The sequence below is a fragment of the Arthrobacter jinronghuae genome (genome assembly GCF_025244825.1).
Taxonomy (GTDB): Bacteria; Actinomycetota; Actinomycetes; order Actinomycetales; family Micrococcaceae; genus Arthrobacter_B; species Arthrobacter_B jinronghuae.
In genome coordinates, this window is sequence record NZ_CP104263.1 from 697,822 (window position 1) to 723,511 (window position 25,690).

Here is a 25,690-nt window from a genome sequence, read left to right on the forward strand (position 1 = left end):
GTCCTTTGTCTCTGGGTGGGTGGTGTCGGGAAGAGGAACGGCAGGTTCAGCGGCCGAGCCAGCCGCCGTCGACGGGGAGTACGACGCCGTGCACATAGTCCGACGCGGAGGAAGCCAGGAACACCGTGGCGCCGGCAAGATCCTGGGGGCGTCCCCAGCGTGCGGCTGGAATGCGCTCGAGGATGCCGCGCTCGCGGTCCGGATCGTCCTGCAGCGCCTGCGTGTTGTCGGTGGCGATGTAGCCCGGTGCAATGGCGTTGACGTTCACTCCGTGCGGTGCCCACTCATTGGCCAGCGCCTTGGTAAGACCGGCAATGCCGGACTTCGAGGCGGTGTAACCGGGAACATTGATGCCGCCCTGGAAGCTGAGCAGCGAGGCGGTGAAGATGATCTTGCCGCCGCCGTGCTCGAGCATGTGCTGCCCGATTTCCCGGCTGAGCACAAACTGGCTCGAGAGGTTCACCTGGATGACCTGGTCCCACATCTCGTCCGGGTGCTGTGCTGCCGGCGTTCGCGCGATGGTGCCGCCGTTGTTGACCAGAATGTCGATGGGTCCGGCAGCACGCAGGTTCGCGGCCAGTTCGTGGACGGCGGCGCGGTCGGCGAAGTCGGCACGCATGGCCGTGAAGCGCCGCCCCAGCGAGAGTACTTCCTTCTCGACCCTGCTGCCCGAGGCCTCGAGGGTGGCGGAGACGCCGATAATGTCCGCGCCGGCTTCCGCCAGGGCGATGGCCATCGCCATGCCGATGCCGCGCCGGGCTCCGGTGACGACGGCCGTCTTACCGGTCAGGTCGAAGGGGGTGCTCACTTGGCCACCTCGTTGCAATCGACGAGAACCTTCATGGCCCCGCCGGACTCCAGGGCCAGGAAGCCCTCCTTGACCTCGTCCAGCGACACGACCCGGGAAATCATCCCGCGGGCAGGGACGGCGCCCTCGGCCACCAGCCGGACGGCTTCCTCGAAATCCTTCCGTTGGTAGAGCCGGGCACCGAACATTTCCAGCTCCCGCCAGAAGAAGCGGTGCAGGTCGATTTCCTTGGGTTTGGGGTGGATGGCCACCATCACGAGCCGGCCCCGGGTGGTCAGGACGTCGACGGCGGAACCGACCCCGGCAGCGGAGCCGGAAACTTCGAAGGCCACGTCGGCTCCCGCTCCGTCGGTTTCCTGCGCCACGTAGTCCACGAGGTTGGTTTCGATCGGATTGATGGCGGTGATCCCGAAGCGCTTCGCTGTCTCCCGCCGACCGGCGTCGAGCTCTACCAGGACCACCCGGGCACCTTGCTGCATGGCGACGCAGGCGATGAGCTGGCCCACCGGTCCGCCGCCGATCACCACGACGAAGTCGGTGGCGGTGACCGACGCGCGGCGGACATCATGGACGGCGACGGCAGTCGGTTCGATGAGTGCCGCCTCGTCCAGCGGAAGGCCGTCGGGCAGGGCAACGAGAATGTCCGCGGAGACGTTCCAATGGCTCTGCATGGAGCCTTCGGAATCAATGCCTACGAAGTTTAGGTTGTGGCAGATGTGGCTGTTGCCCCGCCGGCAGGCCGGGCAGTTACCGCAGGACACTGTGGGCATGACCGTTACGTGCTGTCCCGGGGTCCAGTCGTCGACGCCGTCGCCGACCGCGGCGATGACGCCGGACATTTCATGGCCGATGACCGCGGGCATGGACACCCGGGCGTCCATGTCGCCGTGGAAGATATGCAGATCGGTTCCGCAGAGGCCGGTGAAGGCGACGGCAATCTGCACTTGGCCGGGCTGGGGTGCCCCGCCGGGAAGCTCTTCAAGGCTGAAATTCCGGGAGCCGGTATAGGTGGCAGCGGTCATGGTGTGTTGCTCCTAGTGAAGATGGGAAGAATAACCGGGTTCGGGGTCGGTGCCCCGATAGCCCAGGGCTTTCGAGATGGCGGCGGCCGCGGCGAGGAGATCGTCGGACATGGCTTCGATCTGCTCGTCGGAATGCTCGATGGACAGGGTGGAGATGCTCAGCCCGTAACGGACGACGCCGGTGTGGTCGTGGACGGGTGCGCCGATGCAGGCGATACCCGGGACGTTTTCGCCGCGGTCCCGGGCGGTGCCGCGCCGACGGACGTCGTCGAGCTCGCGCCGGAAGTCGGCGACGGTGGTGATGGATGCTTCGGTGAGCTGCTGCATGCCGGCCCGCGTCAGCATGCGCTCCACGGTGTCGTCGGTGTAGGTGGCCAGGATGGCCTTGCCGATGGCGGTGGTGTGCAGCGGAACGGAAAGGCCCACCCGGGACGGCATTTTGTACGGCTTATCCGAATCTTTGCGGACAATGTAAATCACCGCGTCGCCGCTGATGGCGCCCATATGCACGGTGCACTGGACGTCATCCACGAGTTTGTCGACAAACGGCTGGGCGATGGAGGAGATATCAATCCGTGCCAGGGCTTTGCCCGCGAGGGCGAGGATTGACGGTCCCGGCAGATAGTTTCCGTCCCCGTCAACGGTCACGAACCGGCGTTCGACCAGAGTCGAAATCAGCCGGTGCACCGTCGCCTTGGGGAATCCCGTGGCTGAAACCACCTCGGTGAACCGGGAATGCTCCAGAGCGGCTTCCAGTACCATCAGCGTTTTTTCGCTGGTGCTGGGAGATGAAGGGGAAACGAATGAATTGTTTACCATGACCGTCTTTCCTGATGTTGGGATACATCCATCATGGTTCCCTAATGCAGTTCAGTAATAGCAACTGCATCCATATCGTCGAATGACTGGTTTTCGCCGGCCATTGCCCAGACAAAGGAATAACTGGCCGACCCGACACCGGAATGGATGGACCAGCTGGGCGAAATGACCGCGGACTGGTTCCCGACCATCAGGTGGCGGGTTTCCGTGGGTTCACCCATCAGGTGGACCACCCGGGCGTCCTCGGGCAGGTCGAAGTAAAGGTAGGCCTCCATCCGCCGGTCGTGGGTGTGGGCCGGCATGGTGTTCCACATGCTGCCGGTGTGCAGTGTGGTCACCCCCATGACCACCTGGCAGCTCCGGACCCCGTTTTCGTGGATGTACTGGTTGAGCGTTCGCCGGTTGGACGTCTCCTGGTTGCCGAGCTCGCGGACGGTGCCGTTGCCGGCTTCGACCAGTGTGGTGGGGAAGGCGGTGTGGGCGGGGGCGGAGAAGATGTAGAACCGTGCGGTGTCGCCGCCGTCGGAGGAGAAGGTCACGTCCTTTACCCCGCGTCCTATGTAAAGGCAGGAGCCGTGCTTCAGAGCGTACTCTTCGCCGTCGACCGTGATGGTGCCCGCACCGCCGACGTTGATGATGCCCGCTTCGCGGCGGTGGAAGAAGGTGTCTGCGCGCAGTTCCGGGAAGGTGGGCAGCTGGAGAGGGCCGCTGGCCGGCGTCGCTCCGGCAAGCACCACGCGGTCCTGGTGGGAGTAGACGGCACGGATCTGGTCGTCGAGGAACAGGTCATCGACAAGGAACCGGCTGCGCAGAGCGGCGGCGTCCAGGGTGGGAATTTCGCTTGGGTGGGTCGAGTACAGCACGTCCATTGGGAGTCCTTCGGTGGTGATTAGTAACTGGAAAAGCAGGAGGAGCGGCGGGCTACAGGAATCCGAGAACCCGCGGCAGCCACAGGGATAGTTCGGGTACGAAGGTGATGATGAGCAGCAGGATGACCAGGACTGCCATGAAGGGCATCAGCTTGGCGATCACCGGGCCGATCTCGACGTTGGAGACCTGGGCTCCGACGAAGAGCACGGGCGCAGATGGCGGCGAGATCACGGCGATCGACAGGTTGAAGACCATCATGATGCCGAAGTGCACCGGGTCCACGCCGTAGCTGACGGCGATGGGCAGGAAGATCGGCGTGAAGATCAGGATGGCGGGAGTCGCGTCCAGAGGGATGCCGATGATCAGCAGCACCAGCATCATGATCAGCAGGACGATGACCTTGCTGTCCGTCCACCCGAAGAGGGTGTCGGCAAGCAGGGCCGGAATCCGGGTGAAGCTCATGACGAAGGACATGATGGTGGAAACACCGATCAGGAAGATCACCACGGAGCTGGTCCGGGCCGCATCCATCAGGATGCCCGGCAGGTCCCGGACCTTGATGCTGCGGTAGATGAAGGACAGCGCCAACGCGTAGACCACGGCGACGGCGGAACCTTCCGTGGGGGTGAAGAAGCCGGAGACAATGCCGCCGATGACGACGACGATCAGGCTCAGCGAGGGGAGGGCCTGCAGGAAGACCAGGAGCGCTTCCTGCGGCCGGGCCCACCGTTCCGCCTTCAATTCCGGGTGGCGCTTGGCGTAGAAGTAAACCACCACCATGCAGGTCAGGCCCCAGAGAATGCCCGGGATGTAGCCGGCCATGAACAGGGCACCCACTGAGGTGCCGCCGCTGGCCAGGGCATAGATGATCAAGGTGTTGCTCGGCGGGATGAGCAGGCCGCTGGGTGCGGCTGCAACGTTCGCCGCTGCGCTGAACGCCGGATCGTAGCCCTGCTTGGCCTGGATGGGTGCGGTGGTGGAGCCGACGGCGGCGGCCGTGGCCACGGCGGAGCCGCTGACCGCTCCGAAGAGCATGCTGGCCAGGACGCTTGTCTGGACCAGCGGAGCCGGGGTTTTGCCGACCATGACTTTTGCGAGGTTGATCAGCCGGATGGCTATGCCGCCGTTGTTCATGATCACGCCGGCCAGGACAAAGAACGGGATGGCTAACAATGCGAAGGAATTGACGCCGTTGAACATTCTCTGCGCGGAGGCCAGTGCGCCGTCCTCGAACCCGAGGACGTAGACCATCGAAACGGCCGAGGGAAGGGCCACGCTGATGCTGATCGGTGCGCCGATGGCCAGCAGGAGCACCATGCCGCCGATGAGGATGGTTGCGACGGTTACTGCATCGGTCATAGCTCAACCTGCATCTCTTCGGGAGCGGTTGCTTCCTCCTTCGCCGCGATGATGCGGACAAAGTGGTAGCAGAGGTAGTACGTGAGCAGGACTCCGGCCACCGGGACCGCGAGGTACAGGACCCCCTGGTTGACCGGCAGGACGGGGTTGGACTGGTTCCAGGACAGAGACGCGTTGAGGTAGCCGCCGTAAATCATGAACAGCGTCGCGAAGCTGATGGCCGAAAGATAGGCGAGGGCTGTCACCCAGCGCTGCACCGCAACCGGAAGTTTCTTCACGAGGATGTCGATGGCGACGTCGGCCCGTTCCCCGGTGGCAACCGAAATGCCGATCAGGCTGAGCCAGATGAAGGTGTAGCGCGAGGCTTCTTCGGACCAGACGCTCGGATCGTTGAACACCAGGCGGGTGAAGATCTGCCAGCACACCAGGAGGATCAGCAGCGCAAACAACACGATGCAGATTGTCCTCAGGACGGAGTCAACCGCCTGTTTTAGCTTGGTCATGTCGATAACTTCCGGTTGGAGCGTGCGCGGCTTAGCGCGCAGCGTCGATCTTCTCGAAGATGGCCTTCGTGACGTCGTTGTTGACCTTGTCCTTGTGGAGGGGCTCCACCGCCTTGCGGAACGCCTCGACGTCGGCCTCATGGAAGGTTGCCCCGGCTTCCTCCGCCTTCGTCTTGGCTTCGGCAACCTTCTCGTCAAAGGAGGCCAGCTCACTGTCCACGGACTCCGCGAACAGCTCCTCCAGGTCCTTCCGCTGGTCGTCGCTGAAGGCCGCGAGCACCGTCGGGTTGGCGACGAAGTAGTCGGGGATCATGAGGTGTTCTGTGTAGGAGTAGTGCTTGGCGATTTCGGCGTGGGCCAGGTCTGCGTAGATGAGTTCGTTGTTCTCTGCGCCGTTCAGGACACCGGACTGGATGGCGGTGTACACATCGCCCTGGGGCATGGGTGTTCCTACGCCACCCATCAGTTCGACCATGGCAACGTTCGTATCCGAGGAGATGATGCGGATCTTCTGTCCGGCCAGGTCCTCAGGGGTCTCGACGGCGCCGCTGGTGGTGTACACGTTCCGGACGCCGCCGTGGTAGGCGCCAATGACGGAAATGCTCTCGGAGGTTTCGAGGGAATCAAACAGTTCTCCGGTGATTTCCTCGTCATTGAGCACGGACATCTGGTGCTCGGGGGAATCATAAACGTAGGGGAGGTTCAGGACGGAGAAGTCCGGATTGAAGGCTTCCAGCAGCGGTCCGGCAACAATGGCCATGTCCACCGCGCCCGACTGCACCAGTTCCAGAGTCTCGGCCTGGGAGCCGAGCTGCTCGTCCGGGAAAAGCTCGAGTTCGTAGGCGCCGTCCGTGGCTTCTTTCAGCTTGTCGCTGAGTTCCGTAATTGCCACTGCCTGGGGGTGCGAGGCGTTCTGGTTGAATGCCACCTTCAGGACCTTGGTGGATTCTGCGCCACCGTCCCCGCCGGAATCGCCGCCACAGGCGCTGACGCCCAGCATTGCTACGGACGAGAAGGCCAGAACGGCGAATGCCTTGTTTCGATGCATGTGAATTCCTCTTCGTTGAGCCCACGCATGTGGGCGCTTCATTGCGCCTTAACCAGAACCGTCTGTCACAACGTCAATAGCTGCCTAACACCTCTGGCGAAAATGGAACTCTGTTCCATTTGCGCAACGCTAATGTGTTGCAGGTCACTGGTCAAGGGATTTGTTGATTTGTTATCGAGCGGGTTTTGGGCCGTATCTGTATATCCGAAGGGCCGTTTCGGGCCTGTTTTGCTGGGCTTTACCGGGGTTTCCGCGGTTGGCTCACTGCTGGGGTGGCCGGATAAACTCTCAGGATGATCACCACTGGTATTACGGCGTCGCTGGTTCGTGGAGCGGCTGAACTCGAAACAACTCCCCGGGGTCTTCGGCCTCACCGGCTGCCAGCCGCTGTGCGGACCCGCTTTCCTGATCCGCAGCTGATGATGGCGGAAAGCCAGCCCTCCGGGGTTCGTCTGGCGCTGACGACAACATCGGAGGTCCTGGCAGTTGTGGTGCACCCGTCCCGGGTTGTTTACCGGGGTGCGGACCGGCCCCGGGGATCTATGGATCTGGTGGTCGACGGGAAGCTGCTCGAGAGCGACGACCTCACCGGCGGCGATTACGTCGAGGTGGATATGTCGACGGGGGCCGCGACTCCGTTTGAGGGGCCGTCGCATACGAGCGTGTTCCGGCTGCCTGCGGGGGATAAGGTCATCGAGATCTGGCTACCGCACAATGAGGCCATCGAGCTCGTGGAGCTGCGCTCGGATGCTCCGGTTGCACCGTATTCCTCGGGCAAACCTGTCTGGTTGCACCACGGCAGCTCGATCAGCCACGGTTCAAATGCCGCAACGCCGTCTCAGATCTGGCCTGTGATTGCGGCCCACCTCGGCGGCGTCGAACTTCATAATCTTGGTCTGGGCGGCAGCGCCCTCGTGGACCCCTTCACCGCCCAGGTCATGCGCGATACCCCTGCCGATGTCATCAGCGTGAAGCTGGGTATCAATGTGGTGAATATGGATTCCATGCGGCTGCGCGCCTTTGTGCCTGCGGTGCACGGCTTCCTCGACACCATCCGCGAAGGGCATCCGGAGACGCCTCTGGTGCTCATTTCGCCCATATTCTGCGGTATCCATGAGGACACTCCGGGCCCCGGTGCTTTCGACCCGGCGTCGTTCGGGACGGAGCAGATTCGGTTTGTCGCGACCGGTTCGCCGGAGGGGGTGGCTGCGGGCCAGCTGACACTCCGGGTGATCCGTGAGGCGTTGGAGTCTCTGGCGGCGCGCCGGACGGACGATCCGAATCTGCACTTCCTGGACGGACTGAGTCTGTACGGGGCCGAGGATGCTGAGGCGTATCCGTTGCCCGACGCGCTCCATCCGGACACCGCTACGCACCGGTTGATCGGGGAGCGGTTTGCGGAGTATGCGTTCAACACAGAGGGGCCGTTTGCGAAAGTGCCTGGAGTGAGTGGAGCCGCGAAATAAGGGCCTGCAGAGAGGGGGGCCGACCAGCCAATCTGGCTTACGTATCCACTATTCCGTGGCGTTGCCTGATGCTGGGAATTGTTGTTCTTCGATCTCTCTCAACGTTCGTCCTAGTGCGTCCTTCCACGCAGTGCGGCCGTTTTGAGCGCCTCCGTAGAGTGCACCCGCTGCATAGCTCGGAGAGCTGAACAAATGATCACGTTCCATAACGAATGAGCTGCCTTCAACCCGAGCGATTCCCTGCTCTATGAGGCGTTCCCTGATCCGCTTGAGCCCTGCACTGATAGAAGGCCTATCAGCGGCATTGCCCGTACTTCCGGCAAGTACGACAAGCCCTTCAGAGCTCAGGACACCTTCCGCAACGCAGTTCCTTTGCCGAAGACTGAGGCGGTGATCGGTGCCGTTGCTTTGGCTCTCGGGTGTTGCCGGTAGCCCAGTGTCCGTTTGGAAACCGGGCTGGGTGAACGGTGGATGTGCACCAGTGAGCGGCTGAAGTACCGGTTTCCCCAGCGTCGCGAGGAGTACCGAAATTGTTTCCAAGTATTCGTGACAGTCAGATTCCAGCGGCAAGGGGGTATGCCGGTTGGACGCCGTGTTGCCGTTCAGCAGTGCATAGCGGCCGCTGTTGGTTGCGGCCTGTATGGATTTCCACTCCATGAAACCAACATGAGTGTCGGTCCAGGAGTTGGTCAGTGACACCGCGATGAGGGCTCGTTCCCAGAATTCCTTCCCAGCCACATGTTGGCTGAGCCGGCGTCCCACGTTGCCGCTCTGCCCTATATAGCACTCAGGGGTATCTTCATCTTGCGCTCCGAACAGAAAGTACAAGCCCACTTGATTCGCTTCCGGCATTTGCATGAATGCGGACACCTGAGCCCGGGGAACTTCAAACACCCGCACGGTCCGGGTAGTGATTTCGGCCTGTCTTAGACCTGAAGGATCTCCCTGGGGTAGAAAAATCTGTATGGTCTGGGGGCGGCTTTTCATCAGTTCCTTAGGCGTACGAGGACGTACTCGCAGGAGTCCGAATACGTGGACGTCGGTCCGCTGTTTAATGCGGCTTAGTCGTTGTTAATCATTATTCTTCAGCTCAAGCGCCCAATTGCGCCAGCATCTCCCGCAGGCGGACGCCTCCGCTGCTTTGAGCTTCGTCGTCGGTGAGCCGCTTAGTGAGATCCAGCAGGGTTTCCCGCAGGGACCGCTCGGATTCGGTCAAAGCTCCTTCGTAGCCCTCGGCCAAAAGATACGAATGGCTATCCGTCGACAGGGCTACGAGGAGATCCAGGAAGATCTCGAGGGTCCGTCCTGCCGCGGTACTGGATTCCTCATTCATCGGCACCAGGTTCAGCTGGGAAACCATCCGCCGGTCCAGGGGATCCGCGGACAGCATCAGGGCCGTTGCGGATCCGTCCTTGCCCCGGGGCTCCGGAGGAAGGGCACGCTTCACGTCGTGCAGGATCTCGTGGAAGTGGTCGTCGGCAAGGCCGAAGCCGACGAACAGGATGTGCTGCGTCATGAGGGTGGCTTTCACCAGGGCCGAGAGCGCGTTGCGTGATGCGTTGAAACCGAGATAATCGTCGCGGGTGAGGACGATCGAATCAGGGTTCGTCACCGAACCATGAAGCTTCAGCAGCCAGTCGTCGTTCTCCCCGCCGCCGTCAGGAATGACCGACCGGGGGACACCGGCGTCGGCCGAAGCGAATTCAAAGAGTTCGTCATAGTTCAGGGTGATCGCCTCCCTGCTGCCCAGACTGGAGAGGAGGGCCGGTGCCAAACCGTAGCGTTTCAGCTCCACCAGGTCGGCGATGGCCTGATTGAAACTCCGCCCTCCCGCCCCGGAGCGTTCCTCATAGATAGAGCGCAGAATGCCGGCCTGGTCCAGATGCTCGCGCTTTTTGAGCGACATGCCTTCAGGGGTCGAGAGCTGTGCGGCCTTGGCCAAAGCAGCCAGAAGATCGTCCCAGCTCGGGGCGCCGGCACTCATGCTGACACCCGCGCCCATAAAGGGAACGAGCTTGCCGTCCCGGGCATGCGCAGCTAGTCGTGCGGCGTGGTCCTGCAGCTCCCGATCGAGGGGTTTCCACCAGTCCGGCTGACGCTTCCGCAGCTCTTGGGCGAAGGCGAAGTCCTTTTCGTTCGTGAGGATCAGAGCGACGTCGACGCCGGACTCGGCTGCGGCACGGCGTGCCTCCTGGAGGAGCCGCTGAATCACGTCGCCGCGCACCAGTCCTGCTCCGCCGCCGCCGGTGCCGAAAAGCGGCATGGCGAGCAGGGGAACTGGGCGGGACGGTTTGCCGCCCGCAGCCCGCCGTCGCCGTCCGACCTGCTCCGCAGCGAGTCGAACGAATTCACGCAACGGCGGAACCAGATCCTCGACCGAGGAAATGCCGTAATACGGTACGGCAGTGAGGACCGGCATGGGTTCCCCAGCAGGCCAGGAGTCGAGAGGCTGCGCGAGCTTAGCCCCGCTGGCGAAGTCGACATCCCTGCTGCTTGCTATCACTGCTTCCAGGCCCGGGAGCGCCTCCCGCCAGTGCCCTGCAATGCTGTAGGTGCGATCGGTCGGAAGCAGCCATGCATCGCAAGCGAAGTTGGTCAGGCTGCCTCTGGTCACGAAGACGTGTGATTCCCCCATAGGGAATTCCTACCATGCCCGGCCCCCGGTCCACGTATTGGTGGGTTCAGGGGCCGGTTCGACCCGAATTATGCGGAGGGTCGACCCGTCGCCTCGGCGGCCAACAGTTCCCGGAACGCCGGATTCGGGTGGGCGTTGGGGAGGACGCGGCGCACCCGTTCCAGCGCTTCCAGCGGAGTTACTCCTGCGACCCGGGCGCCATAGAGCGCGGCAACGGTAGGTGTCCGGGACTCGGCCCGCACACAATGCAGGAGCACCTTCTTACCCTCGGCTCGGAAACGTTCGACGGCGGCGGCCGCCTCCTGCAGCACGTAACCGGCGTAGGCATTGGAATCCGCGGCGGCTGAATCGACGAGCCAGAACGTTGCGTGGTTCTCCGGCGCGATGCCCGGAACGTCGGCAGTTCCCAGCCTGCACAGGGAAACAACTGCATCAATGCCCAAATCGGCAGTCCTGGCTACTGCGCCCACGCCGCCGAGCCAGACGCCGTCGTCGTCCGGGTGCTGGACCAGGACATCGGTCCTGCTCCACGAGCTGTAATCGTGGTGCTCGGCCCGCGGCCACTCCTGCGTACGTCGTCCCGCCCCGGAGGCGAGTTCGACGCCGAGCGTCATCAGGTCGTGCGCCCGCAGACCCGGCCAGCCGTGCAGGTTCCGGCGCCATTCGAAGGGGACGGCGGAGTAGCCATAGGCGGCGCCCAGAAGGGACCCGGCGATGGCGGCCACCGTGTCGGTGTCCCGGCCGCCGCGGACCGCCTCTTCGAGCCCGGCCCGGAGATGGTCGGGACCGGAAGCGGTGCGGGTGGTGGAGATGGCGCTCCACGCGCCCTGGAGCGCTTCCACTACCCAGCCGTTCTTCGTGAAGTCGCGCGGCCGGGACCGTTCGGCGGTTTCGATCCGCTCCAGCCACGCTGCGGCGCGCTCCTCCGGCAGCAGCGGCAGTCCGGTGCGGATTTCCAGCTTGCCGGTCAGGACGGCGTCGCGGATGGCGATGCACCAGAGTCCGCAGGCTTCCTGGGCGTCGTTTTCCACGTGGGTCAGCGCGCTGAGTACGCCGGCCGCGTCCATGAGTTCGGCCGGGTCCCGGTCCAGATAGGCCAGGGCCAGGGGAGCGGTGCGCATCAGGGAGCCGTTGCCGGCGCTGCGGCCGGCGCGGGCGTGGAACTCCTGGGCGGCACGGGTGAAATCGTCGGCGGTCGGGTCCGTCCGCCCGTCGTCGCTGGCGATACGGCGCGCGCGGGCAACGACGTTGCTGGTCTGCGCGCCGACGTCCTTGGCGTCGCGTGTCCAGGCGGCCCAGGCGCGGACCACGGATGTGAGTGCTTCCGGGGTGGTGCCGGCGTCGAGGAATGCTTCGGCGATGGGGATGGCCATGGAGGTGTCGTCGGTCCATTCGGCCGGGTTGAACCCGAAGGGGCCGCCGCCCTTCATGGTCACTTCGGCGTCGTCCGGCAGGGGAGCGCCGAACTCGTAGCCGGCGCCGAGGGCATCTCCGGCGGCGAGGGCAACGAGGACACCGGCGGCGCGGTGGTTCTGCTGTGAGTTCAGGTTCATAGGGCCTCCATAAGTGGATGTTTGGTGTTCCAGCAGGATAGGTGGGCGATATCGGGTTCCCGGTTGGGGAGCCGGACGGCCATGCCTTCTGCGATGACGGGGCCGTGGATCCCCAAGATGTTACGGCTGCGCATTGAGTCGTGGCGCCGGACGCCCTCGCTGTAGAACTCGCCGAAATCGATGCTTCCGGCGATGGCAGCGAAGTCGCGGGCGAGCTGGCCGGGCATCGGCACGGTGCTCTGGGTCGCTGTGGGCAACAGTGCCGCATTGAGCAGCGCAGCGTCCATGAGCTGCTGGTAATGGCGTCGGAACAAAGTGGCGGTGCCGAAAACTTCCAGCAGCAGGGGTTGTCCGCCGACGCTGATCACCACGCCGCGTTGGCCCTCCAGCGGCTCCGGTACGGAGCTCGCGAAGCGGTGCCTGTCACGGCTGCCAAACCTGTCCAAATGCTCCGGAAGGGAACTGGTGGCCGAGGGTCCGCGGGCGGCGTCGAAACGCCGGACCCGTTCCCAGATCTGCTCCTGCCGTCGAGCTCCGGATTGGGTAGACCCGGCGCCAGCTAGCTCGGCGCGGACGTTTAGCGGTGCCCTCCGCGCCTGGCGGTGGTGTGTGTCCTGGCCGGCTTCCCACCGTCCTGCCTCGACGCAGAACGTGTCGATGTCCACGGTTTCGCCTGCGTCGATGAGGACGTCGCGGGCGCAGGTGCGGTGCTGCTGTCCACCTTCCAGCAGCTCACCTTCGAGCAGCAGGGCCGCGCGTTTCCCGTTGTTCCGGACCGTCAGCTGGCCCACCTTGGCACCCGTCGCCAGCTCGGAGACGGCAAGGTCTGCGTGGAGTCCGGTGCTGATGCCGAGCCTCCCGTGTCCGGCTGTCCAGACGGGAAAGATCGTAAGTGGGCCAGCGGCAGTGCCAGCGCCGATGTGGAGTTGTGGAATGTGCATGTCGAACCTCCTCGCTTTAGCGCAAATCTGAGCTAAGTAGTTCCAGTATGCATCGGTTGCATCTTTTGCGCAAGATTGAGATAAATAAGGGTATGAATGAGTCCCGTATACCCTTGTCCCTCCTGGATTATCCGCGGCCTTCCGTGGCCGTGGACACCGCAGCGCTGACCGTGGCAGGGGGCGAACTGATGGTCCTACTCGTTCGCAGGCGGGAGGAACACCATTTGGGGGAGTGGGCGCTGCCTGGCACCTTCCTGCGAGAGCGTGAGACCTTGGCGGCTGCCGTCCTGCGTTCGCTTCGGGACAAGGCCGGGATCGAGGGGAGGGTGCCTCAGCAGCTCCATGTCTTCGATGATCCGGGCCGGGATGACCGGGGCTGGACACTGTCCGTGGCCCATGTGGACGCAGTCCCGTTCCGGGAGTTGGAAACCCCGCTGCAGTCCGACGATGTCCGTCTGGCTTCGGTCGCGGCGGAGACAGGCCTGATCGCCGCTCTGCCCTACGGCCACGCAGATATGGTGCTCTTGGCGGTTGAGCGGATGCGGCAGGACTATGCGCAGACCCCCGATCCGGCGGGCCTGCTGCCCGAGCCCTTCACGCTGAAGGAACTCAGGGACCTGCACGAGGCGGTGGCAGGCCGGACGCTGATGCGTGACACTTTCCGCCGACAGATGGAACCGCAACTGGTCGGTACCGGGCAGATGTCGGACGGCACGAGAGGAAGGCCGTCGCGGTTGTGGCGGCACGTGAACTAGGTGTACCCAGAAAAGCTAGGGCGCGCTGTTGCCGGGGACAGGATCTAACTGAGGTTGCCACTCCTGCATCCGGTCCACGGCACGCGCCAGATCTTCTCCGCCGGCCTCGGCGATGAGGACGGGATCGCCCACCACTACCAGCAGGCAACGGGCCCGGGAGAGGCCCACATAAAGCAGTTCAGCAGCCCGGCTCATGTCCTTGAACCCGTTCACGCAGAGAATGACCACTGAACGTTCCAGCCCCTTGAACCCCAGGACGTGACCGTAGAATTCCTCCTCGTCGTCGTGAAACGCCGTCCAATATCCGACGGGGTCATTTTCGAAACCCTTGTGGACGGGGTGCCTATTCTTGGTGGTCAGAAACGCGATCTGGTTGTTGGCCCAGCCTTCGGTGATCAGGGCATCGACGCAGTCCCCGGCCACGTCCAGAGCATCCTCAGTGGGGCACGGCACCAGTCGCACCGGCAGGCCTTCGCCCCCGCGCGGCGCGAAGTGTTTGCCGGCAAACCCGCGGAAGGTGTGGGCAATGCGTTTGGTGTTGCGAAGATTCTCGTCAATGTGCAGGGTGACCAGGTCGGCGGTGGGACCAAGCGAGGTCCCCGCCGACAGCGAATCCCAGCGGCCGTAAACATTCTGGCGCTCGTCCATAAACGCATAGATCTCCCCACAGGCGGGGTCCTTGAGGCAGGCGAGCAAACTCTCCCACCACAGGGGAGCGAAGTCCTGGGCTTCATCGATCACGATGGCGTCTAGCTTCTGGTCAGGCGGCAGATCGGCCGCGAGGTCCTTCATGAGGGCCGGCATTTCCTCGTCGAAGTAGGCCTGTCCTGAACCGTTGGGAACTCCCAGCGAGACGGCATAGTCGTGGAACTCGCCCACGAACACCGGTTTGGCCTGCCGCCAGCCGTCGGTCTGCCGGCGCAAGTGCGCGGCAAGGCCCCTGTTGTAGCAAAACAGCCCTACCCGTTTCCCCTCCTTGGCCAGCCGCTTCGCTTTCTCGACCGCCAGCCAGGTCTTACCGCTGCCTGCCCCTCCCACGAACCGTGCCCGAGGGATGGACCGGCTGCAATCCAACAGGACTTTCTGCCGTTCGGTGAGCTGTTCCTGATGATCTTCCAGCTCCAACGCCGTCAGTGCCGGTGTGGCCACGGCCTCGAGGTTGCCGGACAGCAACAGGGCGATGCGCTGGGCATAGTTGGGTGCGAGCTGGCTTCCGCCTTGGGCCTGGGTCTCGATGGCAGCCCGCAGATGTTTGCTGCAGTCGGTCAGATCATCCGTGTCCAGGATGAGGGGGCGGGGGACGCCGTTCATTTCCCAGTCGCGCGGTACGTGGCTGTACGGGAACGCTGCCATGTAGGCGAATCTGCTGACCAGCGGTGAGCCGAGTTGGTCCTGCACCCACATCTTGAAGCCATGCTGCGCGCCTTGCGACTGCGCGATGGGGCTGCCGATTCTGTGCCGTCCCTGCCTGTCGGACTGGTACCACTGTCCCTGTTCCACAGAGATCCTGCCGCCCTTGACCTCGATCACGGCCAACCCGACGCCCGGCCACAGCACCAGAATGTCGATTTCATGTTCGGCACGCCCGTGGCGCACCTGGACTGAGTGTGCCAGGACGACGTCGTCGGGCAGCTGGGCGCGGAGAGCCTCCCAGACCGCCTTCTCGGCGAGGCTGCCTTCGCCAAACATCGGCTCTTCAGGAATGCACTCCACCGTTCCCCCCTCATGCGCTGGCGGTGTGCCACGCGTTGTAGGCAGGTTACCGTGCAGTAAGGCTCATCGGGCGGTACGAGCCCGCTTACCGCCGAAGATTCGCAAAGGGCAGCTGGCCGTAGGCCACGAAGAACTCCTCCAGTAGCTCGTCCTCGGCGACCTTGGCGGACCGATCGGTAACCGGAAGCCACGCGATACGCAGGTCGCGAGAGTTGGAGAGCTGCCATATGTACCGCCCTCCCTTGTGGCCGACGGCTAGACCCTGACCGAACTTAGCGAACTCGCTGATCCGCTTCCGCAGGCCGCGGGTGCCGCTCGTACCCGCATCGGCTTTGCCGATATAAAGCGTCGGTGCATCCCACAATCGGCCCTTCAGCTTGGCAGGATCATCCGTCGGGTCCGTGCCCTTGAACCATCCGCCCACGCTGGTGTCGAGCACCTCGTGCGCACCGTTCGTGCTCCGCAGCACTGCGTAGACACCTGGTTCGCGGGGAACGGTCGACAGATCGAGGTCGCCGAACGCCTTGAAGCCGGTGAAGCCCCGACTTCTCAGATCCGCTTCATTGAATGCACTCACATTAACCACGCGTCCTCCTCAGAACCTCGGCACCGCTGGCGCGGCAGAAAATGAGCACCAGCTCGCTGACCTCTTCCCCGGTAATCCGGCCGATCATCTTGGCGTACGTCCCCAGCTGCCGCCAATACGCCGCCAGCTGATCCTCACCCACACTGATATCGGTCTTGAAATCGGCGACCACCAGGCTGCCGTCATCCTCGCGGTACATCAGGTCGATGATGCCCTCCACGGTGTGTCCGGTTTCCGGCACCATAATCGGCAGCTCGAGCCAGTGCTCGCGTTCGGCAGCCCGCCGGACAGGTGCACTCTCCAGGGCTGACCGGGCGGACGCCTCCAGATCGGCAGCGTTGCGTAGACCCGCGCTTGCAGCGACGTCGGCCGCCAGAACGGGAAGCGACGGCGACAATTCCAGATCCGTGAGTTCCAACAGACGGTGCAGCGCGGTACCGAATGCCGGCCCGTGTTCCTCCGGCTTGCCGGCGAACCCGGGAAGCACGTCCTCAACCCCCGCCGGAGCGTAGAAGGCCTCAGCAACCCCGTAATCCGTCGTGACCCCTGCACCGTCGCCCTTCGCCAGCGCGGTGACCGAGGTCCGGGACACGCGCGCCGATTCCGCGGCCCAGCCGGCGCTGGAGGCCAGCCAGTCGTCCCAGTCAGGCACCGGAACGGCCGTGCTTCGGTCTTTGTGCAGCGGCAGAAGATCCTCCGGCAACACCAGATCCGGGGCCAGCTCGACGTCGTCGACCGACGCCAGGAGGGCGCTGAGGCTGCTGGGCGAACCACTATAGTGCGAGACGATCAGATGGCTTTCTGCCCGGGTGCAGGCGACGTAAAGCAGCCGTCGCCGTTCCGCCTCCGTGAACGTCTTCTCCACGTCGGCAGCTTCTGCATAGCCGCTGGTCGAGACCCCCTTGCGGAAGCGGATGAACACGTTGCCTGCCTCGTCCCAAAGGGCGGGCTCGGGTGAGTGCTTGGGAGCGGAGCCGGCACCGGCCAGCACAACCATAGGGAATTCCAGGCCTTTGGAGGCATGGATGGTCATGATCCGAACCGCCTGCATATCGGTCTCGGGCACCATGGCCTCCTTGACGCGGGCGTTTTCCTCCTGCTGCACGGCAGCCCACACCAGATAGTCCCGCAGTCCGCCGTGGGTCGCTTCCGTCCAGGCCCGGGCCTGATCGGTGACGAACCGGATCCGCCGCCACACGTCGCGGTAGCGCGGGGTATCGGTTGCTGCCTCCAACACCCGCCGGTCCGCGGCGATCCGCTCGATCAGCTCCGCAGGGGAGAGCAGCGGCAGTTCCCGATGCAAACCGGACAGGTACGCCAGCCCGGCGCGCACCGGGGAGTTCTCCTGTCCCTCGGGCACCGGTGCGTACAGGTTCCAGCCTCCGCCGGCCTGCTTCCAGCGGAAAAGGTCGTCGTCGCCGCAGGCAAAGAGCGCCGACCGCAGCGCCAGTACCAAAGCTGCCTGGTCGGCGGTGTTGGCCAGTGTCCGCAGCGCCAGCAGCAGATCGGTTACTTCCTGCGTGGCGTAGACCAGTGAGGAGGCTTCGGCCCGGTATTCGATGCCCGCGGCGTCCAGGGCGTCCTCCAGATAGGGCAGCGCGGTGCGGGTGGGCAGCAGGATGCAGACGTCCTGCAGCTGGAGCGGCCGCCGTGCGAACCCCTCCTTGTTCCCGGCCTGGTGCTGCCACGCCGGCGCTCCGCCGGTGCCGGTGGCCAGGCGGATCGCGGCGGCGACGTCGGCAGCTTCCTGCCGGCTCCGGGCCGCCGCGGTCACCTTTCCGTTCTCATCGGGAGTGGCACCGTTGCGTCCGAGCACGACGACGGCGGGACCGTCGTCGTCGTGCCAGGCCGGCCGGGCCGGGTCCGGAACCAGAGGGTCGTACGGAGGCTGGATGGTCCCGTTTCCAACGATCAGGTGATTGAAGACCGCGTTGACCCAGTCCAACAGCGCCGTTCCGGAGCGGAAGTTGGTCTGCAGGGTGGCCACCTCGGAACCAGGATCTGCGACGGCGCGGGCACGGGCGGCGAGGAAGGTGGCGATGTCAGCCCGGCGGAAGCGGTAGATGGACTGCTTCGGATCACCGACCATAAACAGGCGTCCCGGTGCCACCGGAAGGTCCTCCCAGCCGTCGGGGCCGCAGCTGGTGTCCGCCGCCAGACGGACGGCGATCTCGGCCTGGACCGGATCGGTGTCCTGGAATTCGTCCAGCATCAGATGCGTGTAGCGCCGGTGGAGGGGCAGGCGTGCAGGGGCGTGTGGTTCGGTGTCTCCCACCAGCAGGTCGCGGGCATGGACGAGCAGGTCGTGGTACTCCAGCTCACCGCTGCGCTGGCGCACCTTCGCAGCAGCCAGCAGGACTTCGGCCAGGACCGCGCTGACCGTGTTGACGGCCGGGGACACCTGGCGGGCAATCAGCCCGTCCCGTTCTTCGACCAACAGTTGGAACTGCTGCTGGATGCTTTTGACGTCGCCGCCCCAGTTCTTTTTGGAGCCCTTCCTGGCGTAGCCGGTGGAGGGCAGGGTGTTCAGGACGTCGATGATCCTCCCGAAATCCCCGGATCCGCGCACGTCCTCGAGCTGGTCCCGCCACTCCTGCACCAGGGGGAAGCATGCCAAGAGCTTGTCCGCCGGGTCGGTGCAGACAGCCTTCCGCTCGAGGACCAATTCGGCCGTGCGCAACAGCGGCCCCACATCGAGCGCCGGAACGGTCTGCCGCAGCGGCGGGTGGGTCCGAAGCCTGTCCCAGTTGCCGTCGAGGGCAGCGGCAACACTCCGCAGCTGGTCCAGGGTCACGCCGACGGCGAGCAGCACCCGAAGCGCGGCGTCGGCCGCCGGATCGGTAAACAGTGCCTGGCGTGCCTCTTCCCACCGGTGTTCGAAGGCGATCTCGGCGCGAAGCTCGTCCACCACGGTGATCAGCGGCGGCACTCCGGCCTCGATGGGGTATTCGCCGATCAGCCGGGCGGCGAAAGAGTGGATGGTCCCGATGGGTGCGGCATCGAGGCGGTCCAGCGCGGTGTTCCGCCGCTCGGTCCGGAGCTCATCCAGCCCGTAGGTTTTGGCGAGTTCGCCACGCAGCCGGTCCCGGAGCTCGCCGGCGGCTTTCTCGGTGAAGGTGATGGCGGCAATCGCGCCGACGTCGACGCCGCCGTCCACCAGGGCGGCGATGCGCCCGACCAGGGCATGGGTCTTGCCGCTTCCGGCGCCCGCCTCGACGAACACGGTGGTGTCCAGGGCATCGCCGATGACCTGCCGGTCGTCGGCGTCCTTCAGGTCCGGCTGGGCCGGGAACGGGGAGGTCCTCGACTGGCTCATTTGTCCTCCTCGAAGAAGCGGGAATAGTCGGCCAGGGCGGGGCTGTCCTTGAGCCGCTCCCAGGTGTGCCGCATACCGGCGGCGCCCATCAGGGTGGTGTGGTTGACGTAGTGGTCCGATTCGGGCCGGGGCGGAAAGATCCCGGCCTGCAGGGCCGCCACGACCAGTCCGGCGTCCTCGCGGAGCCGGGCCTCGACGTCGGGACCCACCTCGTAGCCCACCCGTTCATACTTCCCGGCGGAAGTGATGAACCGATATTCGGCACGGACCTCCACTCCAGGGTCCGTGGCTAAACGCCGGGCGAACGCTCCATAGACCGGCAGCTGGAACCGGGTTCCACCGGCGGTGGGATCCTCGCGGGTCAGCTTCTTATACTTGTCCGCCTTGCCGGTCTTGTAGTCGATCACCAGCACCTGTCCGCTGGAGTGCCGGTCCACACGGTCTACCTTGCCGCGGAACCGGACGGTACTGCCGTTTGGCAGGTCCAGTTCCACAGGAGGTTCACCGGCCTCGGCGCCGAACTCGGCTTCCACCGCTACGTGCTGCCAGCCGGCGTCGCGCGCCTGCTGGTCCATGTCGTGGACCTTCTGCAGGTCGGTGCGGATCCGGGACTTGTCCCGGTCCCAGGTGTGTCGCAGCCAGGCTGGATTGGTGGTGGCTTCAAATGCCTTCTCGGCAATTTCCAGCAACCGCTCGGAGGAAGCCGTCTGGCTGCCGTCCGTCAGGCCGCGGACGTAGTCCTCGAGTATCCGGTGCATCAGGTTGCCGCGCTGCAGTCTGCTGATCTGGACCTCAAGGGTCACGTCCTCAAACAGCTCGGCCTTCAGGATGCGGCGCAGGAAGTAAGCCAGAGGGCTGACGACCCAGTCCTCCAGGTTGGTGGGGGAGATGGGCTTCCGGGGATCGATGATCGGCCCGGAGACTCCGGCGAGGTTGCCGTTGAAGCGGGAGAAGGTCCCGTTCCGGCGGTTGGCCCGTACTTCCAACACCGTGTCCAGCACCGGATCGCCGGCCAGATGTCCGGTGGCCAGAAGATGGCGGACGCGCCACTCCTGCCCCGTGGCTGCCACGCCAGTGGGGGAACCGTGCGTCAGGTCATGCGCGAAGGAGGGCAGGTCAGTCACCTTTGTGCCAGCAATCCAGCGCGAAGGCAGCAGGGTCCCGCCGGCGCGTAGATTGCCGCGGGGAAACAGGATGGTGCGTTCGACGCCGATGGCGAGCAGCCGCTGGAACTGTTCCTTCCGGGCGGCGGCACGTTCGTGGACGGTCGGCAGCTTTACCGCGAGCAGATGGCCGGCGCTTTCGGGGAGCAACGGATTTTCCCGGATACGGGCGGGAGCGAGTCCGTCCGCCGCGCCGGTGATGAAGACGACGTCCAGATCCCGGCCCACGCCGTCGTCGTAGGAGCCCAGGACCACCCCGGTGCCGCTGCTGCCGGTCCAGAACCGGCGGGCCTCAATACCGCGGGCGACGGTGGCGCGGACCGCCGCCGCCGTAGGCGCCGGGGCGATTCCGTGCAGCAGTTCGAGGTCGTGGATCACGTCCTGGACTGATTTGCGGGCATCGGCGAGTTCCGGGCGTTCCGTTGCGGTTCGCGGGCCAAGGAACTCCGTGATGAAGCCGCCCAGAGCGCCTGCGGCCTCGGTCCAGGTGCGGGCGGCGAAGACCTCGGCCAGCCGTTCGCCCAGGACCGCGATGAACCCGGTGAACTGGGCATAGTCCTGCTGCCGCTTTCGCTCTGCTTCCGTTGGTTCCTGGTCTTCGTCCGCGTCCTCCTGTTCGGCCGGAGGAGAGGCGTGCAGGCGCTCGCATACGGCGATGCTGGGCAGGTTTTCCTGGCTCCAGTACAGGACACCCTGTGCCATTACGTCCAAGATCACCCGGACATCGGGGTGCGCCGGGTCGAGGCTGAGGATTTTCACCAGCCCGCGGGCCAGCGCTGTGTCGGCCAGGCCATGCGCTGACGGGCCGACGAAGGTGATGCCGGCTTGGTCGAGGCGTTGGGCCAGCAGGGAACGATAGGGGTCGGCGGCGGAATAGAAGATGCCGATGCGATGGCCGGGAGTGCCTGTTGCCAGTTTGTTGATGATCAGGCGGACGACGGCGCGTGCTTCGTCGTCGGCGTCTGACGCGCTGAGGACCTGCTCGCCCAGGGCGGGGGAGGACGCCGCGGTGAGGTAGGTGGCGCGGGCGTGCTGTTCGAGAGCGGCACGGAACGCTGCGGCGGACGGGTCCTGCTCGTCCGCGAGCTGAAAACCGATCACCGGGCCGAGGAATTTGCGGATCCGCGGCGTCTGCAGGGCAGCGATAGCCGCGGAAAAGAGGTCGTGTTTGGTGTACCAGGTGCTCCCCAGGATCTGAGCGGCGGCTTGGTGGACGCGGGCAACCTCGCGCACCAGCGGTGACAGGCCGGTCACGTCCTGGGGGCAGGCGGCGTCCAGTGCTGCTGAGGTTGACGCGATGGCGCGTGCGGTGGCCGGCTGGTCGGCGACGTCGGCAAACAGCCCGGGTGCATCGGCCAGCACGGCAGTGACGGCTCCTTCGCGGACCAAGGCCGGAAGGGGAGCGCTGCCGGCCAGCCGGCTATCTGTGACCGCGAGTTCCCCGGCCAGATCGTCCAGTGTTGTGGTGCGGACGGCGGCACTACCGCGGCCGTCGTTGAGGACCCTGCCCAGATAGTGCGACAGGCCTAAGGCCGAGGCGCGGCTGGGCGCGACGACCGTGACCGGCTGCAGCGGCTGACCCTGCTGGGCCTGGGTGACGGCGTCGGCTAGTGCCTGCAGTGCTTCGGGCGTGCTGGTGTACGACTGCGTCCGGGCCCCTGCGCTAAGTGCTGAATCAGCACTGGATGGATCTGTACTCAATGAACTCCCCCTGTTACTAAGTGGACCCAACCTAGCAGCAGGTGATTGGAACGGCGGGGAACGTTTTACGCAAGCACTCAGTACAAATCAGAGCCGTGGTCGCTCGAGAACCTGCCTCACATACCCATCCAGAAGTGCAGCCAGTTCGTCGTCCGAGAGTATGTCCAAAACAACATGCGAGCGGGCAGCCAATACCCGGGGGATCAACCCCCTCATGAGTTCAGTTCGAAGTATGGACAGAAGCCCGTTCGCTTCAGCCCGCCATGCTGCATCCCGGGCTGCCCTTGCTACTTTTCGGTTCCCCGAAAGGCCGGACCGTTCCATAATCTGCACAAACTCGTCCTCACCCAATGGAGAGCAACCACCGGGGGCCGCGTTCAGGTCCGGCCCAAGAGCCCACGCCCGCCACCAGAGGCGACGGAGTGCGTTTCGGGGTACGCCAATAAGTCGATTCTCAGCTCTCTGGGGGAAACGCCAGGGTGCAAGCTCGGGAACCAATACCAGCGTGAGGAAACTCCAGACACCTTCGACGGCGGCGTCTCCGGGGACAATTCCGAGCTCCCTATATAGGTAGGTGCCCAAGGTGCGGTCGAGATTCTGTTGAGATCGTTGATCGAGCTTAGAGGGAAAGCCGTACTTGGATGCGATCTCTCGGAGTCCGTCCTGGATCCGTTGCAGCTCTTGTGGTGGAACAGGGATTCCGCCTACAGCCGCAGGGGCCGCAGACGGGTGGCTGAGGGCAGCATAGCCCACCAATTCAGTGAGGCCTTTGTCGGCGAGCTCGGCGATAATCCTGTGCGCGACGTCGCGGGGCAATCGAGGATAGATGTAGATGCTCATGACAGTCTTCCTATGGTGCTTTGCACATGGGCCTCAAACTTGGACGGTTCACTGTCCCAGAGTTTCCGGAGAATGTGCGGATCCGAGATTTGTGGCCACAGCTGCTGCAGGAGGCATCGGAGAACGGCTGCCACTGAGGGGTCCTCATGATCGGGCTCCCGGTCGAGAACTGCATCTGTCTGCACTGCCAGGACGGCCATCTGGCGGGTCACATCAATGTCCAGCAAATGCTGCAGCTGCTTGTTTTCCGGGGTGTGCGGTCCCTGCAGGAGACGCTTAACCGCCGGCTGTGACGTGTTCATGGACAGGCGCACGGCACTCGCAAAGGAGGCTTCCGGGTCGGAGAGGTCGGCATCCAGCTGCCAAAGGGCATCGGGAGTGTCCGGGCGTGTTCGCCGGAAATCTTCCGCATCCGTTGGGAACTGGGCCCCGATCCCCTGGAGATAGACATGTGCCGAGTGTTTCCAGAGGATGCTTCCCCGCTGGTGTGGGGCCAACGGATCCAGAGGGACGGAGGCATCTACGAGGATGAACGTGGTAAGGGTTAGGCGTCCGCCTAACTCGGTGCCGGGAACATCAAGCTGGAGTGGAACGCGAACATTCGCATCTGCAGGGGCTGCTGCATCCAAGAGCAGGATGTCGGCTTTGGTGGAATCGGATTTGGCTTTGACGACCACTCGGAACTGGCTTCCTTCCCCCATCCGGCACTGAGCGAGGATAAGCGGACGGTCTATCGTGACCTCAGCTTGAAGGCTTAGCACAGTCTGGTAATCCCACGAGTCCATCTCTTCCGGAAGCGCTTCGCCGGAACCGTTTCTGGAGAAGAACCACCCTGAATGAGCTACGGAATTTGGGGCCGGAGTGTAGAAAGGTGACACGGAGATTTTCATGCAGTACTGCTTTCTACACCCGCTGACACATCCCAGAGAACACTGGATGCTGATGAACGTTTCGCGCAGATGACTGCGTGTACGGGCTCGTCACCGAAGACTTTGAACCCCGAATGGTGCCCCTTCAAGGGTTCTCGGTTCCCGTCGTACTCCGCGGAGACCAATTCCAGCTGCGGGTCCAGCGTGGCATCACTCGTAGCACCATCCAGCGCAACCCCCACAGAAACAGTGACAAACGTAACGTCAGTGCCCTTAGGAGGTGTCACGAGGCAGCGCAGATAAGATGCGGTTTGGTTGCCGAGCATACGGGGGCCGGCGTCGAGTAGCTCGATGGACACCCGCTTCGGACCCCTCTTGCCGGCGCCGCCACCGCCGGACGCCCCGGGCCGCCCCTTGCCCTGCCCGGTGGTTCCGACCAAGTGGGAGAGTGCGTTAGCCACCGCGGCTGTACTGGTCGATTCAACAGCTGCTGCCGGCTTTGGCCTGCCCCACTGCGTCAGGACTGCGCGGTCGATCTCACGAAGGGCTTTGAGCACACGCAATCGCTGGTCGCGGAGAGTGACGAGGTTCGGTTGCCATGAATCATGCGTTGGCGGTTCGGCATGAGCAAATGCGTCGTCCAGGGCATCGTCAGCGCGAAAAACACCGGCCCATTCGATACCTTCCTTGGCTGGCGGACCTTCCCGATACTCAACCACGAGTTCCGGGGAACGTAGCAGCACCGTGTGGTTGCAGGCCCGGTTCGTGAACGGTGAGGCCGGAGGCGGGCTGTCAGGATCATCCGGCTTGTGCCCGTCATCAATAGCCACGGGTGTGCTGAAAGGGGGAGTCGGAAATGGGACTGTTGCCAGCCTTCCAAGCCGCTCTTTGTTGCGCTTAATCTCATGGAGCCGCACAACTGCTGTTGGTTCACCACCGTCTCCCCTGAGAGCCGAGTAGGCCGCAACGAAGTGGTTTAGGGGCGGTCTTGAAGTCGGTTTCGGAATGGAGATTTCTGAACCGTCGAGGGTTGTTCGGATATCCATGGCCCTATCGTTGCCAACGAGCTTGGGCCAGAGATGCCATAAAACCGACTCGGCAATAAAGGTCATGCCCTGGTGGATGGTTCTGTGTCCGAAGTCAGGATCGAGGATCAGAATGTTCGTTCCCAGCGAGCCTTCAGCGATATCCGGCATACCAAGCCGAACGGCCAGCGTGTCTGCCTCAATGCCCTCCAGAGGGATGGGTTCGCTCGAATCGTCTCTGCCCCACCAATGGCGCCCTGTATGGAGGATCCCGCCGAGCGCGAACTGACTACCGATACTGCAGGCGATCAAGCGGCTCACGGGAGCACCGTTATGAATAGCCCGGCTGTGAACAACTATGGTGTGGGGTCGTGAAGCGATGTAGGCAATGGTCTTGCCGAAGCCGTAGGTACCTCCAGTCATGCCGTCGGTGTTGGCCTTGCCCACATTGAGGATGAAGTCGACCCAGTCATAGTTTCCATCCGTCGACTCCAGATGCCCTTGGACTGGTCCTCCAAGTCCTTTCGTATTGCGGTCGGACACATATAGGCCCACTAGGTCCGGGCGTTGAAGGGAGTGCGCGAGCGTTGGATCCGGAAGTTCGGAGGCGTTGTGGAAAACGGATTCACGAAGGCAAGTGACAACGCTCGCCGCCAAGGTCTCGGCAGCGATGTTGAAAACCACCGGTGCTCCACTTC

20 protein-coding genes are annotated in these 25,690 nt (G+C 64.1%); 2 read left to right on the plus strand and 18 right to left on the minus strand.

Annotation, left to right across the window (positions count from 1 at the left end; all coding sequences use genetic code 11):
- Positions 1–46 precede the first annotated feature (46 nt).
- Genes N2K98_RS03305 through N2K98_RS03335 form a run of 7 tightly spaced genes read right to left on the minus strand, consistent with a single transcriptional unit; the run spans position 47 to position 6,429 of the window.
- Positions 47–808 (minus strand): SDR family oxidoreductase, encoded by a 762-nt coding sequence (locus tag N2K98_RS03305; protein WP_255865994.1) that lies wholly within the window; start codon positions 806–808, stop codon positions 47–49.
- On the minus strand, positions 805–1,830 hold the full coding sequence (locus N2K98_RS03310; protein WP_255865995.1) for a zinc-dependent alcohol dehydrogenase: 1,026 nt from the start codon (positions 1,828–1,830) through the stop codon (positions 805–807). The genes N2K98_RS03305 and N2K98_RS03310 overlap by 4 nt, the downstream gene beginning before the upstream one ends.
- 12 nt (positions 1,831–1,842) lie before the next feature.
- A complete protein-coding gene (locus N2K98_RS03315) occupies positions 1,843–2,649 on the minus strand; it encodes an IclR family transcriptional regulator (RefSeq protein ID WP_255865996.1) in 807 nt (268 codons plus the stop codon).
- 41 nt (positions 2,650–2,690) lie between these two features.
- Positions 2,691–3,518 (minus strand): 5-dehydro-4-deoxy-D-glucuronate isomerase, encoded by an 828-nt coding sequence (gene kduI, locus N2K98_RS03320; protein WP_255865997.1) that lies wholly within the window; start codon positions 3,516–3,518, stop codon positions 2,691–2,693.
- A gap of 52 nt (positions 3,519–3,570) precedes the next feature.
- On the minus strand, positions 3,571–4,878 hold the full coding sequence (locus N2K98_RS03325; protein ID WP_255865998.1) for a TRAP transporter large permease: 1,308 nt from the start codon (positions 4,876–4,878) through the stop codon (positions 3,571–3,573).
- Positions 4,875–5,381 (minus strand): TRAP transporter small permease, encoded by a 507-nt coding sequence (locus N2K98_RS03330; RefSeq protein WP_255865999.1) that lies wholly within the window; start codon positions 5,379–5,381, stop codon positions 4,875–4,877. The genes N2K98_RS03325 and N2K98_RS03330 overlap by 4 nt, the downstream gene beginning before the upstream one ends.
- Positions 5,382–5,412: 31 nt before the next feature.
- A complete protein-coding gene (locus N2K98_RS03335) occupies positions 5,413–6,429 on the minus strand; it encodes a TRAP transporter substrate-binding protein (RefSeq protein ID WP_255866000.1) in 1,017 nt (338 codons plus the stop codon).
- A gap of 293 nt (positions 6,430–6,722) precedes the next feature.
- Here N2K98_RS03335 and N2K98_RS03340 point away from each other — a divergent pair, with 293 nt between their 5' ends.
- Positions 6,723–7,895, plus strand: a complete 1,173-nt coding sequence (locus N2K98_RS03340) for a GDSL-type esterase/lipase family protein (RefSeq protein WP_255866001.1) — start codon at positions 6,723–6,725, stop codon at positions 7,893–7,895.
- A 48-nt stretch (positions 7,896–7,943) separates the two neighbouring features.
- On the opposite strand, the gene N2K98_RS03345 is transcribed toward N2K98_RS03340, so the two are convergent.
- The 4 genes from N2K98_RS03345 to N2K98_RS03360 form a co-directional block, all read right to left on the minus strand.
- Positions 7,944–8,882, minus strand: coding sequence for a GIY-YIG nuclease family protein (locus N2K98_RS03345; protein ID WP_255866002.1), 939 nt, complete (start codon positions 8,880–8,882; stop codon positions 7,944–7,946).
- 103 nt (positions 8,883–8,985) lie between these two features.
- Positions 8,986–10,530, minus strand: a complete 1,545-nt coding sequence (locus N2K98_RS03350) for an SIR2 family NAD-dependent protein deacylase (RefSeq protein ID WP_255866003.1) — start codon at positions 10,528–10,530, stop codon at positions 8,986–8,988.
- Positions 10,531–10,598: 68 nt separating this feature from the next.
- The gene (locus N2K98_RS03355) at positions 10,599–12,083 is read right to left on the minus strand and encodes an ADP-ribosylglycohydrolase family protein (RefSeq protein WP_255866004.1); all 1,485 of its coding nucleotides are present in this window, start codon (positions 12,081–12,083) and stop codon (positions 10,599–10,601) included.
- On the minus strand, positions 12,080–13,024 hold the full coding sequence (locus tag N2K98_RS03360; RefSeq protein ID WP_255866005.1) for an ARPP-1 family domain-containing protein: 945 nt from the start codon (positions 13,022–13,024) through the stop codon (positions 12,080–12,082). The genes N2K98_RS03355 and N2K98_RS03360 overlap by 4 nt, the downstream gene beginning before the upstream one ends.
- A 92-nt stretch (positions 13,025–13,116) precedes the next feature.
- Here N2K98_RS03360 and N2K98_RS03365 point away from each other — a divergent pair, with 92 nt between their 5' ends.
- Positions 13,117–13,779 (plus strand): NUDIX hydrolase, encoded by a 663-nt coding sequence (locus N2K98_RS03365; RefSeq protein WP_255866007.1) that lies wholly within the window; start codon positions 13,117–13,119, stop codon positions 13,777–13,779.
- A 15-nt stretch (positions 13,780–13,794) separates the two neighbouring features.
- On the opposite strand, the gene N2K98_RS03370 is transcribed toward N2K98_RS03365, so the two are convergent.
- The 7 genes from N2K98_RS03370 to N2K98_RS03400 all read right to left on the minus strand — a co-directional run bounded on the left by N2K98_RS03370 (position 13,795) and on the right by N2K98_RS03400 (position 25,676).
- Positions 13,795–15,492, minus strand: coding sequence for an NERD domain-containing protein (locus tag N2K98_RS03370; RefSeq protein ID WP_255866008.1), 1,698 nt, complete (start codon positions 15,490–15,492; stop codon positions 13,795–13,797).
- Positions 15,493–15,577: 85 nt separating this feature from the next.
- Positions 15,578–16,069 carry a hypothetical protein gene (locus N2K98_RS03375; protein ID WP_255866009.1) on the minus strand — a complete coding sequence of 164 codons (492 nt, stop codon included), beginning with the start codon at positions 16,067–16,069 and terminating at the stop codon, positions 15,578–15,580.
- Position 16,070: 1 nt separating this feature from the next.
- Positions 16,071–19,394, minus strand: coding sequence for a UvrD-helicase domain-containing protein (locus N2K98_RS03380; RefSeq protein WP_255866010.1), 3,324 nt, complete (start codon positions 19,392–19,394; stop codon positions 16,071–16,073).
- Entirely contained in the window at positions 19,391–22,258 is a 2,868-nt protein-coding gene (locus N2K98_RS03385) for a PD-(D/E)XK nuclease family protein (RefSeq protein ID WP_255866011.1), read from the minus strand. The genes N2K98_RS03380 and N2K98_RS03385 overlap by 4 nt, the downstream gene beginning before the upstream one ends.
- A gap of 87 nt (positions 22,259–22,345) precedes the next feature.
- Positions 22,346–23,098, minus strand: coding sequence for a hypothetical protein (locus tag N2K98_RS03390; protein ID WP_255866012.1), 753 nt, complete (start codon positions 23,096–23,098; stop codon positions 22,346–22,348).
- The gene (locus N2K98_RS03395; RefSeq protein WP_255866013.1) at positions 23,095–23,775 is read right to left on the minus strand and encodes a hypothetical protein; all 681 of its coding nucleotides are present in this window, start codon (positions 23,773–23,775) and stop codon (positions 23,095–23,097) included. The genes N2K98_RS03390 and N2K98_RS03395 overlap by 4 nt, the downstream gene beginning before the upstream one ends.
- Positions 23,776–23,984: 209 nt before the next feature.
- A complete protein-coding gene (locus tag N2K98_RS03400; RefSeq protein ID WP_255866014.1) occupies positions 23,985–25,676 on the minus strand; it encodes a hypothetical protein in 1,692 nt (563 codons plus the stop codon).
- Positions 25,677–25,690 lie beyond the last annotated feature (14 nt).

Bases quoted from the DNA above. Each gene is read 5' to 3' on its own strand.
- N2K98_RS03310 (WP_255865995.1), bottom strand. From the start codon at position 1,830: ATGACCGCTGCCACCTATACCGGCTCCCGGAATTTCAGCCTTGAAGAG.
- N2K98_RS03345 (WP_255866002.1), bottom strand. From the start codon at position 8,882: ATGAAAAGCCGCCCCCAGACCATACAGATTTTTCTACCCCAGGGAGAT.
- N2K98_RS03355 (WP_255866004.1), bottom strand. From the start codon at position 12,083: ATGAACCTGAACTCACAGCAGAACCACCGCGCCGCCGGTGTCCTCGTT.
- N2K98_RS03360 (WP_255866005.1), bottom strand. From the start codon at position 13,024: ATGCACATTCCACAACTCCACATCGGCGCTGGCACTGCCGCTGGCCCA.
- N2K98_RS03325 (WP_255865998.1), bottom strand. From the start codon at position 4,878: ATGACCGATGCAGTAACCGTCGCAACCATCCTCATCGGCGGCATGGTG.
- N2K98_RS03315 (WP_255865996.1), bottom strand. From the start codon at position 2,649: ATGGTAAACAATTCATTCGTTTCCCCTTCATCTCCCAGCACCAGCGAA.
- N2K98_RS03340 (WP_255866001.1), top strand. From the start codon at position 6,723: ATGATCACCACTGGTATTACGGCGTCGCTGGTTCGTGGAGCGGCTGAA.
- N2K98_RS03350 (WP_255866003.1), bottom strand. From the start codon at position 10,530: ATGGGGGAATCACACGTCTTCGTGACCAGAGGCAGCCTGACCAACTTC.
- N2K98_RS03365 (WP_255866007.1), top strand. From the start codon at position 13,117: ATGAATGAGTCCCGTATACCCTTGTCCCTCCTGGATTATCCGCGGCCT.
- kduI (WP_255865997.1), bottom strand. From the start codon at position 3,518: ATGGACGTGCTGTACTCGACCCACCCAAGCGAAATTCCCACCCTGGAC.
- N2K98_RS03330 (WP_255865999.1), bottom strand. From the start codon at position 5,381: ATGACCAAGCTAAAACAGGCGGTTGACTCCGTCCTGAGGACAATCTGC.
- N2K98_RS03380 (WP_255866010.1), bottom strand. From the start codon at position 19,394: ATGAGCCAGTCGAGGACCTCCCCGTTCCCGGCCCAGCCGGACCTGAAG.
- N2K98_RS03390 (WP_255866012.1), bottom strand. From the start codon at position 23,098: ATGAGCATCTACATCTATCCTCGATTGCCCCGCGACGTCGCGCACAGG.
- N2K98_RS03335 (WP_255866000.1), bottom strand. From the start codon at position 6,429: ATGCATCGAAACAAGGCATTCGCCGTTCTGGCCTTCTCGTCCGTAGCA.